Raw genomic sequence first — 14,974 nt, 5'->3', positions numbered from 1 at the left:
CGCCCCCCTGACACGCTGACATCAATGGGCATGGTCGTGATCGTGATCGTGGTCAAACTCCTCGATGGCCGCCACCAGGCCGGCCTCGTAGCCCGACAGCATCAACCGCTTCATCTCTGCCACGGCCTCCTTGAGCCCCACAAACAGCGCGCGCGCGATGATGGCGTGACCGATGTTAAGTTCGTGTAGCCCGGGAATGGCCGCCACCGCTTCCACATTGTGATAATGCAGACCATGTCCCGCATTGACGATCAGCCCCAGCTCCACGGCCATCTCGGCGCCAGCCACGATACGCTGATACTCGCGGCGTGACTCCAGGTCCGATGTCGCTTCCGCGTAGGCCCCGGTGTGCAGCTCGATCACCGGCGCCCCGGCACGCTGGGCAGCGGCAATCTGGTCGGGATCGGCATCGATGAACAGGGACACTTCGCAGCCCACCGCTGCCAGACGCTCGCAGGCGGCCTTGACCGCGTCAAACTGACCGACCACATCCAAGCCACCTTCGGTGGTCAGTTCTTCGCGCTTCTCGGGCACCAGGCAGACGTGTGCCGGACGGACCTCCTCGGCCAGGGCCAGCATCTCCTCGGTCACCGCCATCTCGAGGTTCATGCGCGTGTTGAGCACTTCAGCCAATACACGCACGTCACGCTCCTGAATATGGCGACGGTCCTCACGTAGATGCACGGTAATCCCGTCAGCACCCGCCTCTTCTGCCAACAAGGCAGCCTGGACCGGATCAGGGTAGCGAGTTCCTCGGGCCTGACGCAGAGTGGCAATGTGATCGATGTTGACGCCCAGCAGCAGTCTTGGGGGGTGCATCAGAGTTCTCCGTCTAGAGGGTGATGAGCGGCGCGCCATCACCGGTACCGGCAAGCCGAACGCGCTGCTCTAGCGCGCATGGTATCACCCCCATGCATCGATCGCTTGCGAGGTTCGGGGCGAGTATCAGTACCGCTCAGGGCTGTTTCTCTCAACGTTCAAGGCTGTTTCTCACAACGCTCAGGGCTGTTTCTCACAACGCTCAAGGCTGTATCCCACAACGCTCAAGGCCGTATCCCACAACGCTCAGGGCTCGCTATATCCCGTATCGCTCAAGGCTGTTGCCCAACGCGCTCAAGGCTGTTGCCGGCGGCGTTGCGCCATGGACACCATCAACCCGCGCGAGCGCAGCGGTCGGTCCCCCAGCAAAGGGGCCAGGGCTGCCCTGCTGAGAACCTTGGCGGGACCGGCAAGGCCAGGCTCGCCCCAGTCAGCAGACGACAGCAGCTTCAGGGTGCGACCATCAAGCCCGCTGTCCGCGGCCACAAAGGTTCGGCTCGCTGGATCAAATCGATAGCGAGCGTGAGGATCCAGACTGGCACCGCTCGCCACGCTAAAGCGCGGCAATGCGTCCAGCGCATCAAGCAGGGCGTATTCCAGGCGGCGCAGAGCTGACGCGCGGCTGGCGGGCACGGCCAGTGCGTCGACGGCCGAGGCATAGAACGCAAAGACCTGGGCCACGGGAAACTCCACCGGCAGCAGGCGCGTCAGCAGCTCGTTGGCATACAACCCGCACAGCAGCCCCTCACCCACCAGCATTGCCGCTGGGCCGCGAGACTCCATCAGTCTCAGGCGCTTCAGCTCACGCTCTCCCTGCCAGGTCAGGTGCAATGGGGCGAACGGCTGCAGCTGACCGCGTGCTCGGCTCTTGGGACGCTGCACGCCCTGAGCCACGGCGCGCACGCGACCGTGGTCCAGGGTCAGCAATTCGACCAGGGCGCTGGTCTCGCGATAGGGTCGCTTGTGTAAGAGAAAGGCGGGTTGCGGCTGCATGTCGCGTCGCGTCCGAAAAGAGGCAGCGAAGGGGCCGCCGGCCTGGCCGGCGGCGGAGGGCTTCAGTCGAGGTCGTAGCCGAGGCTCTTCAGCGCTCGCTCGTCATCGGACCAGCCACGCTTCACCTTGACCCACAGGTTGAGCATGACCTTCTTGTCGAGCGCCCGTTCCATGTCCAGGCGGGCTTCGCGGCCAATCTTCTTGATCCGATCGCCGCTCTCGCCAATCAGGATCTTCTTCTGCCCCTGGCGTTCCACCAGGATCAGCGCGCTGATGTGCACCACCCGGGCCTCGTCGCGAAACTCCTCGATCTCCACCGTCATCTGGTAGGGCAGCTCATCACCCAACTGACGCATGACCTTCTCGCGCACCATCTCGGCGGCCAGGAAGCGCATGCTCTTGTCGGTGACCTGGTCTTCCGGGAAGTAGTGAATGCCTTCCGGCAGGTGCTTGTCGATCTCGGCCTCAAGCTCGGGCACGTTGGTGCCGTGCTGGGCAGCAATCGGCACAACGGCGGCAAACTCACGCTTGTTGCCAAGCTCCGCGAGCCAAGGCAGCAATGACGCCTTGTCCTGCAGACGATCCACCTTGTTGACCGCCAGGATAACCGGTGCCTTCACGTTGGCCAGACGGTCCAGCACGATCTGGTCTTCTTCCGTCCAGCGCGTACGATCGACCAGGAACACCACGCAGTTCACATCACGCAGGGCCTGCACCGCCGCCTGGTTCATGAAGCGGTTGATGGCCTTGTTGCGATCCTTGCCGAGAATATGGATACCGGGCGTGTCCACGAAGATCGTCTGGGCTTCGCCTTCGGTCTTGATCCCGAGCACCTGATGGCGCGTCGTCTGCGGGCGACGTGACGTGATCGATATCTTCTGGCCAAGAATGCGATTCATCAGTGTCGACTTGCCGACGTTGGGTCGACCGACAATGGCCACAAATCCACAGGTCTGGCTCATGCGCTGGCTCCCTTCGGATCAAGACGCTTCAAGGCGCTTTCTGCCGCCATTTGTTCGGCGTGGCGACGGCTGGCTCCGGTGCCGGTCGTGTGTTCGTCGAGCATCTCGACGTGGCATTCGACGGTAAAGGTCTGGGCATGCGCCTCACCCTCCACCGAGGTCACCTCGTAACGCGGCAGCGGCGCCTGACGGGACTGCAGAAATTCCTGCAGGCGGGTCTTGGGGTCCTTCTGGGACTCCTTGAGGTCAATACGCCCCAGACGTTCCTCGAACCAGGCCAGCACACGGCTTCTGACCGTGTCCATACCCGCATCCAGATAGATCGCGCCGATCACCGCTTCGACGGCGTCGGCCAGAATCGACTCGCGGCGATGGCCGCCGCTCTTCATCTCGCCGGAGCCCAGGCGCAGACACTCCCCGAAGCGCATCTCCCGGGCCAGTTCCGCCAGCGTCTGTCCCTTCACCAGGCGGGCCCGCAGACGCGACAACTGCCCTTCCCGAGCTTCAGGGAAACGGGCAAACAAGGCCTCGGCAATGACAAAGTTGACGATCGAGTCACCGAGGAACTCGAGGCGCTCGTTATTTCGACCACCGTAACTGCGGTGGGTCATGGCCAATTCCAGAAGATCGGGGTTCTGGAAATCATGGCCAATTCGGCGACTGAAGGGAATCAGGGGATTGCTCACGACGCTCCTGTTAATTCTGTAATCTGACGATGGGGACACCTGGCCGCCAGGATGCGTTCAAGGAATCGACCGCACGCTGGCGAAACTCGGCAATCCACCGTCCCAATGCATCCACACTGCGAAGGCCTTGCCGACGATGTTTTCTTCGGGGATGAAGCCCCAATAGCGGCTGTCATTGGAATGGTCCCGGTTGTCACCCATGGCAAAGTACATGCCTTCAGGCACGACCACATCATGGACCAACGGGCTAGTAGCACGAGGATTATTGTAGATCTGATGCTGATGCTCGCCCAGCTGTTCGGAGAACAGCAGCTCGCCTGGAGCACTGTCGGGAGCATCGTCGAGCAACGTCTTGGGCACGGCCTCGCCATTGACGTAAAGCTGCCTGTCAACGTAGCGCAGGGTATCTCCCGGCACCGCCACGACCCGCTTGATGAAATTCACCGAGGGATCCTGGGGAAAGCGGAACACCATCACGTCTCCCCGCTCCGGCTCGTTGACGTCCAGCACCTTGGTATTGCTCACCGGCAGCCGAAGGCCGTAGGTAAACTTGTTGACCAGAATGAAGTCGCCGATCTCGAGGGTCGGACGCATCGAGCCCGAGGGAATCTGAAACGGTTCCACCACAAAGCTTCTGAGCACCAGCACCACCAGCAGCACTGGAAAGAAGGACCTGGCATAGTCCACCGGCCAGGGTTCCTTGCTGGCCAGGGTCCGCGCTGTGGTGCCTACCCCTTCGGTGGTGCCGGCTTCGGCCATCTCGGTGTGGGCTCGACGGCGAGGACGCCACCAGACCAGGTCGAGCAGCCAGATCAGGCCAGTGACGGCAACCGCGATCACCAGCAACAGGGAGAAGTCCATATCAGTCATTCCAGGTGGCTTGATAGACAATAGGGATCGGGCGGATGGCCCCGGCAACTACGCCGGGGCGTGCACCACGCCCGAGGGGAACGCTAGTCGTTCACCTTGAGTACGGCGAGGAAGGCGTCCTGAGGAATTTCCACGCGACCGACCTGCTTCATGCGCTTCTTGCCGGCCTTCTGCTTCTCGAGCAGCTTCTTCTTACGCGTCATGTCACCGCCGTAACACTTGGCGGTGACGTTCTTGCGCAGTGCCTTGACGGTCGAGCGCGCCACCACCTGACCACCGATGGCAGCCTGAATCGCCACGTCAAACATCTGACGGGGAATCAGCTCCTTCATCTTTTCCACCAGGATCCGGCCGCGGCTGTGGGCGTGATCACGATGGATGATGACCGCCAGCGCATCGACCCGATCACCGTTGATCAGGACGTCAAGACGCACCAGCTTGGCCGCTTCAAAGCGCTCGAAATTGTACTCGAGTGAGGCATAGCCCTTGGAGATCGACTTGAGTCGATCGAAGAAGTCCATGACCACTTCGCTCATCGGCAATTCGTAGGTCAGCTGGATCTGGCTGCCCAGGAACAGCATGTCCTTCTGGGTGCCGCGGCGCAGTTCGCACTCGCTGATCACGTTGCCGACAAACTCCTGGGGCACCAGGATGCTGGCCCGAACGATCGGCTCACGCATCTCTTCGACGTCCGCCATATCAGGCAGCTTCGACGGGTTGGAAACGTAGCGAACCTCGCCGTTCTTCATTCCCAGTTCATAGACCACCGTGGGAGCGGTGGTCAGCAGGTCCAGGTCGTACTCGCGCTCCAGGCGCTCCTGAACGATTTCCATGTGCAGCGTGCCGAGGAAGCCGACGCGGAAACCAAAGCCAAGGGCATCCGAGTTTTCCGGCTCATAGTCCAGCGAAGCATCGTTCAGTGCCAGCTTTTCCAGGGCGTCACGGAAGTCCTCGTAGTCATCTGCGCTGACCGGGAACATGCCTGCGTACACCTGAGGCTTGACCTTCTGGAACCCGGGCAGACGCTTGACGTCAGGAGTCTTGGCGTGGGAAATCGTATCCCCCACCGGCGCCCCGTGGATGTCCTTGATACCGGCTACCACAAAGCCCACCTCGCCGGCGCGCAGGATATCGGTTTCCTTGCGCAGCGGCGTGAAGATCCCCACCTCGTTGGCCTGCCAGTCACGCCCGGTCGACAGAATGCGAATCTTCTCGCCCTTCTTCAATACACCATCGAAGATACGGACCAGGGATACCACGCCAAGGTAGTTATCGAACCAGGAATCGATGATCAGCGCCTGCAGCGGCTTCTCGGGATCCCCCTTGGGCGGCGGGATGTCGCGCACCAGGCGCTCCAGCAAGGCGTCAATGCCCATGCCGCTCTTGGCGGAAACCTGGCAGGCATCGGTCGCGTCGAGGCCGATGATTTCCTCTACCTCGTGAGCCACCTTGTCCGGATCCGCCTGGGGCAGGTCCATCTTGTTAAGCACCGGCAACACCTCGAGGCCTTGCTCGATGGCGGTATAGCAGTTGGCGACGGACTGGGCTTCCACCCCTTGAGCGGCATCGACCACCAGCAACGCGCCCTCACAGGCGTACAGCGAACGCGACACCTCATAGGAAAAGTCGACGTGCCCTGGCGTATCGATGAAGTTGAGCTGGTAGGTCTGGCCATCATTGGCGTGATAATCCAGCGTCACCGACTGGGCCTTGATGGTAATACCGCGCTCACGCTCCAGATCCATCGAATCCAGCACCTGATCCTTGAGCTCACGCTCGGTCAGGCCTCCGCAGTTCTGGATCAGGCGATCGGCCAGGGTAGACTTGCCATGGTCAATATGCGCGATGATCGAGAAGTTGCGTATATTATTGATTACCTTGCGGTTATCAGGTTCTGACATGCTGGATGATTCCATCTTGAGAACGCGCCGAAGGGCAACGAGAATAACCTTGCCTGGGTGACGCCGAGAAAAAGTTGGCGCCATTGTACCGGCATCCCCTGCCCCGCGCATCCCAAGCCGCATCGGCGGGCTGCTGTAGCGTGGCAGAAGACGACAACGCCCGGGGGTGAACCCGGGCGTTCGTCACCAGCAAAAAATGCCTGTTGGCGCTCAGTCGTCGGCCAGGCGCAGCGCCACGAACAGCGAGCGCCCATCGCGATACAGGCGCACCGGCACCGCACGATCAGCGGGCAATTCACGCACCAGCTGGCTCAACTGGCGGCCGCTTTCCACCGGCGTCTGATCCACACTGACGATGATGTCGCCAGGGCGAATACCGGAAGCCGCCGCCACGCCACGGGGATCCACATCACTGACTCGCACACCAGCGTCGATGCCGTACTTGCCGAGCTCCGCCTCTGTCAGCGCCTGCACCGCAATCCCCAGACGGGCCGGCGAGGCGCTGCTGGAGGACTCACCACTGCCCCCAGCCAACGCTTCAGGCCAGTCGCCCACGGTGACCGTCAGGGTTTGCCGATCTCCTCCACGCAGCACGCTCAGCTCAACCTCACTGTCCGGGGCCACGCGACCAATCAAGCGCGGCAGGCTGCTGGAACGCTCGACGGCTTCGCCGTCCACTTCCAGCACGATATCCCCCGCTTCCAGACCGTCCCGGGCGGCAGGACCATCCGGGTCGACATCGGCGATCAAGGCGCCTTCTGGCCGCTCCATGCCAAAGGACTCCGCCAGATCCTTGGAGACCGGTTGAATCATCACGCCCAGCCAACCACGGGTGACATGGCCTTCGCTACGCAACTGATCGGCAATGTCCATGGCCACGTTGATCGGAATCGCGAACGACAGCCCCATGAAGCCGCCGCTACGGGTGAAGATCTGCGAGTTGATACCGATCACCTCGCCGTCCAGGTTAAACAGCGGACCGCCGGAATTGCCGGGGTTGATCGCCACGTCCGTCTGGATAAAGGGCACATAGGCATCCCGCGGCAAGGTGCGGTTGATGGCAGAGATGATGCCCGCCGTCACCGAATGATCAAAGCCGAAGGGCGAGCCGATGGCCGCTACCCACTCGCCAACCTTGAGGTCATCGGAGTCCCCCAGGGACAGCGTCGGCAGGTCACTGGCGTCGACCTTGAGCACCGCCACGTCGGTCTTCTCGTCAGCACCGACCAGTTCGGCCTTGAGATCCCGACGATCATTGAGGCGAACCATGATCTCGTCGGCACCCTCCACCACATGGGCATTGGTCATGATGTAGCCATCGGCATCGATCACGAAACCAGAACCGAGCGACTGGCGCTCTTCGGTGTGGCCACCACCGCCACCGCCCGGGGGTACCGGAAAGCGATCCCCAAAGAAGTGACGGAAGATATCGGGAATCTCCTGACCGCCAAAGTTGCCAAAGGGCGTTGAATACCCTTCTGTCACGCGGGTCGTGGAAATATTGACCACGCCTGGGGCGGCCTCTTCGACCAACTCGGTGAAATCGGGAAGATCCCTGGCCAGACTGGATTGGGCTACGACCATGCCCACCATCAGCGCCATCCACGTGGACAGGGTGCGAGTCATCGGCTTCATGCAAGGCTCCTGCTAGGACTCTGATTGCGAGAGAAGCGACCTGAGAGAGGCACGGAATACACCGCTCTGTGCGTCATCTATTCGATGCGTCCCTGGGGTCGCTACATGTTTTACCGTCGCCAGCGCAAAAGGTTCAATCGTTAGCGAGCAAGCCACCCTTAACGAGACCGCACCTCGGCCGCCTCGTCCGACACATCGACAGGCGCGCCCACCAACTGAGGGCGAAACTGTGCTCCATGCCGCTGCAGATGACGACGCAGCAACGCCGCGCCGACCACCAGCCCAGCAACAAAGGCGAGAGGAGATGACCAGTGCTCCGGCCAGGCCAGCTCCACCAGCAGGGTCAGGCCCAACGCCACCCATAGCGGCAGCCCGTACATCAACACGCTGGCTCGCACCAGCGTCGCCGAGGCCAGCCTGATCGTCACAGGCTTGCCAATGGGAGGCCGGGATGTGGTCGCCACCTCAAGCTCACGGCGCTCAGGCGTGTCCTGGGACAGCCAACGGGCGCCGCAACTGCCCCGCGCAGCACACTGCCCGCAGCCAGGCTGAGGCTTCACCGCCACCCGAATACCGTCGCGGGTCCAGCCGATCACGGTCGCCTCTGCGGTGGCGCAGGACCCACTCATGATGACGCGCTCTGGCCGTCAGTCGTCAACGAGGGAGCCGATGACGCCTCTCCCATCTCCAGGGTCTCGACCACTCGGATCAATACGCTGGGGGGCAACTCACCGACGGCCACCACCTGGAGCAACTGTCCCTGCTGCTGAATCCGACGTACCGCGGCGTGACTGGCGCCCAGTCGGTGCACCCCAGGACGCAGCGCCCGCGCCCCGGCAACCGGCTCGACAAACAGGCTGATGGTCGACAGGCCATCACTGTAAAGCTTGTGACGACGGGGCTCATCGGTATCGTCCGCCATCGCCATCAGAGGCTGGGCAACGAACCCACCCGGCAGCCAGCCGGCGCGCCAGGCGAGGGTCGCAGAGGACGCGGGGCGCTTCAGTTCGACCCTGCCCTGATAGCGCTGCGGCGGTGTCATCGCGACAACCTGGAAGGTATCCAGCACGCGCCCGCTGTCATCGATCAGCGCCCGCTTTAGAGGAATCGCCGTTTCCCGGTCCAGCCACATGCGATAGCCGTAGCGCATGTCATCCAGGGGCAGCAGCTCGAGCCGCACCGCCGCCCGGTTGGCAATGCGCTCTTCACCGTCGAGTCGCAGGCGATAGAAATGGCTCAGATGCTCGACCAGGGCCTCGGGGGAAGCCGGTGCAGCAGCCTCCGGGGAAGGCAGTTCGAAGCGAAAGGCACCGCCCTCTCGCAGCAGCGAACGATTAGGCCCATCAAGAAAGTGCAGGCGATCTCGCTCCACCCCCTGACGGATGTCTCGCGCTACCGACAGGGTAACCACCTCGTCATCGACAATCCGCACCGCGCGGGCCTGATACTGGTAGCAATGGGATGCCCACACGCTGCGCTCGAACCATTCTCCCGGTTCAGAGGGAGGCGCCAGTGCAGGTAGCGCGGCACAGTCATAGACGCTCTGAACATCAGCCGCCTCAGACGGCGCCCCGGCAAGCGCAGGGCTGGAGGAGACGGGCGCGCTCTGCGCCAGCGTCAGCGGAGAAAGGCACAGGCAGGCGAGAAGGAGCGTCAGCCGACCCGTCACGGAAGCATGCGGCCCTGCATATGGCATAGGAGGTGTGTCCCGACAGGCTTGTCATTAACGACGCCCGGCCCCATCAGGGGCCGGACAAATCCATCATGTGCGCAAGCGACAGTCATCGCTGCGGCAATCCACGTCTGTTCAGCGCGCCTCGACGGGCGTACTGCGCAGCATCGGCATCCAGTTGTCGGCGCTGCTGAAGGCGGCGCCCTGGGCATGCCGATCAAGGTAGGACTGCAACAGCTGTGCCTGGGCCTGGTCGCTGACGCGAGATTGCTGGGCCGAAGGTGACAGCATCATCGGCGACGCCACCTGCGCACCGACCGTCATCAACCCGCTATTCGTAGCTCCATTGCCGGCCCCGGACTGGAACATCGGCAAATCCATCAGCGAGGGGCGCGAGGCCGCCACGCTGGCCAGCTCCGCGCCGGCATTGGCATTGGACACGCTGGCCGGCTGGGCGGCACCGTTTCCGGCGGCCAAGCCTGCAGTGCCAGCGGCAGGCGCGGCATCAAAGGACGAGTTGTAGAACTGCACGCCGCTGATCACCATCAACGACACCGCCGCCGCAATGCCCGCTCCGCGCGCCAGGCCGATGCCTCCACGCTGCGCTGTGCCTTGTGGGGACGACTCCACCAGCGGAGCAGGCTCATCCTCCAGTCGGGCCATGATGCCGGCCGACAGATCCACGGAGGGATCGGTATCTGTCTCGCGGCGCAGAGCAGACCGCATCAGATGGTAACGGCGCCAGCTTTCTGCGCTGTCCTGGTCGCCATCCAGTGCCTTCAGCACCCGACGCAGCTCCAGCTCGTCACCTTCATTGTCCATCAGGGCTGAAAGCGATTCCCGTGCGTTCAGACTCATTCTCCACACCTCATTTCGACGAAGCGTCACGCCTACAGGTCCAAGACCCTAGAATCGGCGTCAGGTTCCACTACCGAACTGCCTTTGTTCTGCCGCCTTGAAGCCAGCTACAGCGTGCGGCGTGAGGCAATGGAAGCCCAATGCATGTATCGGTCAGTCACTGGGTAAGACGCCCATTCTCGCCAACAGTTCATCTCAATTTGAAAAAAATGGGGAAGTCGCATGATTTGCCCTTTTCCCCAGGCCACTAAAGCCGCTCCTGCCGCCTATTCAGACAGGGATTCCGCATTGCGCGACGTGGTCATCAGCGGCTGAATATGCTGATCCACTGCTTCCCGCGCGCGGAAGATACGCGATCGCACGGTACCGACCGGACATTGCATGATCTGGGCAATATCTTCATAGGACAGACCGTCGAGTTCACGCAGGGTGATCGCGGTACGCAGGTCATCGGGCAGATTTTCGATGGCCTCGAACACGGCTGACTCAAGCTGATCCCGAGCAATCGAGGCCTCGGGCGTCTCGATGTCAGCAAGCCGACCGCTCATGTCCAGAATCTCGGCATCGTTGATGTCCAGATCACTGCCCGGCGGACGCCGACCACGTGATACCAGGTGGTTCTTGGCGGTGTTGATGGCAATACGGTACATCCAGGTATAGAAAGCACTCTCGGCCCGAAACTTGCCAAGTGCGCGATAGGCCTTGATAAAGGCCTCCTGAGCAACGTCCTGCACTTCGGCATGATCATTGATGTAGCGCCCGATCAGTCCGAGAATCTTGTGCTGATACTTCTTGACCAGAAGATCAAAGGCGCGGGTATCGCCCTTCTGGGCTCGCGCTACCAGTTGCTGGTCCGTTTCCTTGGCCGTCATCTCTCTCCTCCCCGACGGTGTCGGGCTGACGGCGCCGGACCCTCGGACTGGCCCGTGGCAACAGGGAAGCCCCTTTCACCCGTCGGCGACGTATAGGTCATAAGACTCGTCATGATAAAAGGCACAAGTGTTCCTGTTTCCGTGTCTCGCATCAAGCGTTCTCTGGCTCTATTTGTTGAAGCCGGTCGGACAGCAGATGCGCGACAAGGTTCCGTTGAACGATTGAAGTTTCCCTTGCCTCAAGGGATAGTAGGACCACGCAAAAACGTCAGCGCTGACACGATACACACAGGTAGACCTCATGTCCGACAAGCAGGTGAACAACCTCAACGTCCTGGCCCAGGATGTTCTCGTCACCCCAGAGCAATTGAAGCAGGAAATTCCACTGTCCGCCGAGGCAGAGGCCACGGTGATCGAAGGCCGCAAGACCGTCCAGAATATTCTCGACGGCAGCGACCCGCGCCTGCTGATGGTCGTCGGCCCCTGCTCCATCCACGACGTCGACGCAGCGCTGGATTACGCGCGCCGTCTGCGCCGCCTCGCCGATGAGGTAAAGGACAGCCTGTTCATCGTCATGCGCGTGTATTTCGAGAAGCCGCGCACCACCGTTGGCTGGAAGGGACTGATCAACGACCCTCACCTCAACGACTCCTTCGAGATCGAGGAAGGACTGCACATCGCTCGGCGCCTGCTGGTGGAACTGTCGGAGCTTGGCCTGCCACTGGCCACCGAAGCGCTTGACCCGATCTCCCCTCAGTACCTGCAGGACTGCATCAGCTGGTCGGCGATTGGTGCTCGCACCACCGAGTCTCAGACCCACCGCGAAATGTCGTCTGGCCTGTCCTGTCCGGTGGGCTTCAAGAACGGCACTGACGGCAGCCTGGACGTGGCGGTCAATGCGCTGCAGTCGGTGGCTCACCCCCATAACTTCCTCGGCATCGACCAGCAGGGCAAGGTCGCCATCATCCGCACCCGTGGCAATGCCTATGCCCACGTGGTTCTGCGCGGAGGCAACGGCAAGCCCAACTATGACAGCGTCAGCGTGGCGCTGGCAGAGCAAGAGCTGAAGAAGGCTGGGGTGAAGCCGAACATCATGATCGACTGCTCCCACGCCAACTCCAACAAGGACGCTGCCCTGCAGCCACTGGTGCTCGACAACGTCACCCACCAGATTCTGGACGGCAATCGCTCGATCATCGGGCTGATGGTCGAGTCCAACATCGGCTGGGGCAACCAGAAGATCAAGCAGGATCGCAGCGAAATGGCCTACGGCGTTTCGGTCACCGATGCCTGTATCGACTGGGACACTACCGTGGAAGCGCTGCGCGGCATGAACGAGCGCCTGGCCCCGGTACTGACCAAGCGCCTCGGCTAGCCCCACCAAGCCAGAGAGCTGGCTGCACCAGCGTCTTCACGCAACGAGCCCGCCAATGGCGGGCTCGTTGCGTTGTGCTGACACACCCCATCATTGCCGCCTGAGCCCGCTCAACCTGACTGGCGCACTCCGTCCACCTCGCGCACGAAGGGCGGCAGTGAATCAAGCAGTGCCCGACCATAACGACGGGTCAGCACACGGCGGTCGAGCAGCGTAATCCGGCCACGATCGGCTTCCTTGCGGATCAACCGGCCGCAGGCCTGCACCAGCTTGATCGACGCATCGGGTACGCTGATGCGCATGAACGAATTGCCACCTTGGCTCTCGATCCACTCGGCCAGGGTCGCGCCTACCGGATCATCAGGCACCGCGAAGGGCAAGCGGGTAATAACCACATGCGTCAGGTAATCCCCGGGCAGATCGATGCCTTCGGCAAAACTTGCCAGACCAAACAGGATGCTGCCTTCGCCGTCGTCGACCCGCTGTCGATGACGGGTGACCAGCTCGCGCTTGGGCAACCGGTCCTGCGCCAGCACCCGCTCGCGACGCTCCCGTGACAACGCCTTCTCTACCCCGCGCAGCTGTGCACGAGAAGAAAACAGCACCAGCACCGCCTCGCTGGCATCGAGAGCCTCGACGAAGTCAACGATGGCCCGCTCATGCCCTTCACGGTCAGACGGATCCACCGCTTCCTTAGGCACACTCAACACGGCCCGCGAATAGTCGAACGGGCTCGGCAGTCGCTGGTAACGATAACGATTGGCCAGACCGGCACGCTCTTGCAGGCGCTCGAAGCGACCCAGCGCCGTCAATGTCGCCGAGGTCACCACGGCACCGTGGCAGCGCCCCCACAGCGAGCGCGCCAGGGTATGCGCCGCCGACACCGGGCTAGCCGAAAAGATCAGCTCGGGCTCCCCCTGGAAGCGCTCGAGCGTCAGCCAGCGGGCCCTGGGCGGCGCGTCCGCGGGATCCATCTCGGCAAAGGCCTGCCACAGGGCATGGGCCTCCAGCGCCCTGCCGTGCAACAGTGCCAACAGGGGCAGCCAGGCCTCTGCCTGCTCACGTGCCAGCCCCGTGGACTTCTCGGGATCCAGGCTTTCACGCAGGATATCGGTCATCGACTCCAGGTGACGGCAGAGCTCGGCGAAGGGCACGACCAGCCCCTCCGCCTGGGTGCGCAAGGCCTCTGGCACGCGCCCCATCTCGAAGCGGTGCTGGGCACCATCCTCTTCGTCGGCCAGGCCGTGGGGACGCTCGGCGAGCTGGTGCCCCAGCGCAAAAATCTCACCCAGTCTTGGCTCAAGGGCATCCATGGCCACCGGCAGCGCCGCCAGCAGCCGTGCCAAGGTGGGCTGCACGCCCAACGCTGTATTGAGCTCTGTCAGCGAACCCTTGAGATTGCGCAGCCAGCGCAAGCCCCCACCCACGCTGAAGCGGTGGGTAAAGTGCGAGATGGCCTTGTCCGGCAGGTGGTGTCCTTCGTCAAAGACGTAGATGCAGTCCGCTGGATCAGGCAGCACCATGCCGCCCCCGAGCGCCAGGTCCGCCAGCACCAGATCGTGATTGGCGACGATGACATCGGCCTGATCAAGATCGCGCCTAGCGCGAAAGAACGCACAGGCGCCAAAGTGGCCACAACGACGATTGGTGCACTGGCGATGATCTACCGTCAGGCGCCGCCAGTGCGCATCGTCGATAGCTTCACCCCAGCTGTCACGATCCCCTTCCCAGCGACCGTTGCCGTAGGCGTCGCCCATGGCGGCGACCAGATCCTTGAAGTCGTCGCCACTGGCGCTGTCCAGGCTCTGCTCGAACAGCGACAGCGTGGGGTTGTCCTCTACCCCGTCCATGGCGGCATCAAGCTTGGCCACACAGACATAGCGCCCCCGCCCCTTGGCCAGGGCAAAGTCAAAGGACAGTCCGCTATGGGCCTTCAGCGAAGGAAGATCCTGATGCAGCACTTGCTCCTGCAGCGCCACCGTCGCGGTCGCCAGCACCAACCGCTTGCCCCGCGCCTTGGCCACCGGCAATGCCGCCAGCAGGTAGGCCAGGGTCTTGCCGGTACCGGTGCCCGCCTCCAGCACGCAGACATGCTCGTCGCTCGTGCGCTTGCCGTCCTCATCCGTTTCGATGGAGGCCAGGGTGCGCGAAATTTCAGCGATCATCAGGCGCTGACCGTAGCGAGGCGTTAGTTCCAACGCCTCCAGCACACGGCGATAAGCGGTCTGAATCTCGCGTTTTAGGGCATCATCCAGCATGGCGGGTCCCGCTATGTTCAGCGATCACGGAAGTCGGGCAGGCATTGCCCACAGACAAGCAGGGCCGGCACTG

At 62.5% G+C, this 14,974-nt stretch carries 13 protein-coding genes; 1 reads left to right on the top strand and 12 read right to left on the bottom strand.

Annotation, left to right across the window (positions count from 1 at the left end):
• Positions 1-21: 21 nt before the first annotated feature.
• From pdxJ to rpoE, 11 genes are all read right to left on the bottom strand, one after another.
• A complete protein-coding gene (gene pdxJ, locus KUV41_RS15395; RefSeq protein ID WP_222486670.1) occupies positions 22-819 on the bottom strand; it encodes a pyridoxine 5'-phosphate synthase in 798 nt (265 codons plus the stop codon).
• 294 nt (positions 820-1,113) lie between these two features.
• Positions 1,114-1,812, bottom strand: coding sequence for a DNA repair protein RecO (gene recO, locus KUV41_RS15390; RefSeq protein ID WP_222486669.1), 699 nt, complete (start codon positions 1,810-1,812; stop codon positions 1,114-1,116).
• Between the two features lie 62 nt (positions 1,813-1,874).
• Positions 1,875-2,774, bottom strand: coding sequence for a GTPase Era (era, locus tag KUV41_RS15385; protein ID WP_206937566.1), 900 nt, complete (start codon positions 2,772-2,774; stop codon positions 1,875-1,877).
• Positions 2,771-3,460 (bottom strand): ribonuclease III, encoded by a 690-nt coding sequence (gene rnc / locus KUV41_RS15380; protein WP_222163050.1) that lies wholly within the window; start codon positions 3,458-3,460, stop codon positions 2,771-2,773. The genes era and rnc overlap by 4 nt, the downstream gene beginning before the upstream one ends.
• Positions 3,461-3,517: 57 nt before the next feature.
• Entirely contained in the window at positions 3,518-4,321 is an 804-nt protein-coding gene (gene lepB / locus KUV41_RS15375; protein WP_206937539.1) for a signal peptidase I, read from the bottom strand.
• A 92-nt stretch (positions 4,322-4,413) separates the two neighbouring features.
• Entirely contained in the window at positions 4,414-6,231 is a 1,818-nt protein-coding gene (gene lepA, locus KUV41_RS15370) for a translation elongation factor 4 (protein ID WP_206937537.1), read from the bottom strand.
• A gap of 210 nt (positions 6,232-6,441) precedes the next feature.
• The gene (locus tag KUV41_RS15365; protein ID WP_222163049.1) at positions 6,442-7,866 is read right to left on the bottom strand and encodes a DegQ family serine endoprotease; all 1,425 of its coding nucleotides are present in this window, start codon (positions 7,864-7,866) and stop codon (positions 6,442-6,444) included.
• 158 nt (positions 7,867-8,024) lie between these two features.
• On the bottom strand, positions 8,025-8,495 hold the full coding sequence (locus KUV41_RS15360) for a SoxR reducing system RseC family protein (protein WP_222486668.1): 471 nt from the start codon (positions 8,493-8,495) through the stop codon (positions 8,025-8,027).
• Positions 8,492-9,562, bottom strand: a complete 1,071-nt coding sequence (locus KUV41_RS15355) for a MucB/RseB C-terminal domain-containing protein (protein WP_222486667.1) — start codon at positions 9,560-9,562, stop codon at positions 8,492-8,494. Before KUV41_RS15355 ends, KUV41_RS15360 begins: the two co-directional genes overlap by 4 nt.
• A 111-nt stretch (positions 9,563-9,673) precedes the next feature.
• Positions 9,674-10,396, bottom strand: coding sequence for a sigma-E factor negative regulatory protein (locus KUV41_RS15350; RefSeq protein ID WP_206937510.1), 723 nt, complete (start codon positions 10,394-10,396; stop codon positions 9,674-9,676).
• 266 nt (positions 10,397-10,662) lie between these two features.
• Positions 10,663-11,268: an RNA polymerase sigma factor RpoE gene (gene rpoE / locus KUV41_RS15345; protein WP_206937507.1), complete on the bottom strand. Its 606-nt coding sequence runs from the start codon at positions 11,266-11,268 to the stop codon at positions 10,663-10,665.
• A 301-nt stretch (positions 11,269-11,569) separates the two neighbouring features.
• On the opposite strand from rpoE, the gene KUV41_RS15340 reads away from it, so the two are divergent.
• Positions 11,570-12,643, top strand: coding sequence for a 3-deoxy-7-phosphoheptulonate synthase (locus KUV41_RS15340; protein WP_206937503.1), 1,074 nt, complete (start codon positions 11,570-11,572; stop codon positions 12,641-12,643).
• 110 nt (positions 12,644-12,753) lie between these two features.
• Here KUV41_RS15340 and dinG read toward each other — a convergent pair whose 3' ends face one another.
• Positions 12,754-14,901, bottom strand: coding sequence for an ATP-dependent DNA helicase DinG (dinG, locus tag KUV41_RS15335; RefSeq protein ID WP_206937489.1), 2,148 nt, complete (start codon positions 14,899-14,901; stop codon positions 12,754-12,756).
• Positions 14,902-14,974: the final 73 nt, after the last annotated feature.

It is taken from the genome of Halomonas sp. DP8Y7-1, from assembly GCF_019801685.1.
GTDB classification, from domain to species: Bacteria; Pseudomonadota; Gammaproteobacteria; order Pseudomonadales; family Halomonadaceae; genus Halomonas; species Halomonas litopenaei_A.
This window is presented reverse-complemented; position numbering and strand designations above follow the sequence as displayed.

Excerpts from the sequence above, each read along its gene's own strand:
- pdxJ (WP_222486670.1), bottom strand. The coding sequence starts at position 819 with ATGCACCCCCCAAGACTGCTGCTGGGCGTCAACATCGATCACATTGCC.
- KUV41_RS15360 (WP_222486668.1), bottom strand. The coding sequence starts at position 8,495 with ATGAGTGGGTCCTGCGCCACCGCAGAGGCGACCGTGATCGGCTGGACC.
- KUV41_RS15355 (WP_222486667.1), bottom strand. The coding sequence starts at position 9,562 with ATGCCATATGCAGGGCCGCATGCTTCCGTGACGGGTCGGCTGACGCTC.
- rpoE (WP_206937507.1), bottom strand. The coding sequence starts at position 11,268 with ATGACGGCCAAGGAAACGGACCAGCAACTGGTAGCGCGAGCCCAGAAG.
- era (WP_206937566.1), bottom strand. The coding sequence starts at position 2,774 with ATGAGCCAGACCTGTGGATTTGTGGCCATTGTCGGTCGACCCAACGTC.
- recO (WP_222486669.1), bottom strand. The coding sequence starts at position 1,812 with ATGCAGCCGCAACCCGCCTTTCTCTTACACAAGCGACCCTATCGCGAG.
- KUV41_RS15350 (WP_206937510.1), bottom strand. The coding sequence starts at position 10,396 with ATGAGTCTGAACGCACGGGAATCGCTTTCAGCCCTGATGGACAATGAA.
- KUV41_RS15340 (WP_206937503.1), top strand. The coding sequence starts at position 11,570 with ATGTCCGACAAGCAGGTGAACAACCTCAACGTCCTGGCCCAGGATGTT.
- KUV41_RS15365 (WP_222163049.1), bottom strand. The coding sequence starts at position 7,866 with ATGAAGCCGATGACTCGCACCCTGTCCACGTGGATGGCGCTGATGGTG.
- lepA (WP_206937537.1), bottom strand. The coding sequence starts at position 6,231 with ATGTCAGAACCTGATAACCGCAAGGTAATCAATAATATACGCAACTTC.
- lepB (WP_206937539.1), bottom strand. The coding sequence starts at position 4,321 with ATGGACTTCTCCCTGTTGCTGGTGATCGCGGTTGCCGTCACTGGCCTG.
- dinG (WP_206937489.1), bottom strand. The coding sequence starts at position 14,901 with ATGCTGGATGATGCCCTAAAACGCGAGATTCAGACCGCTTATCGCCGT.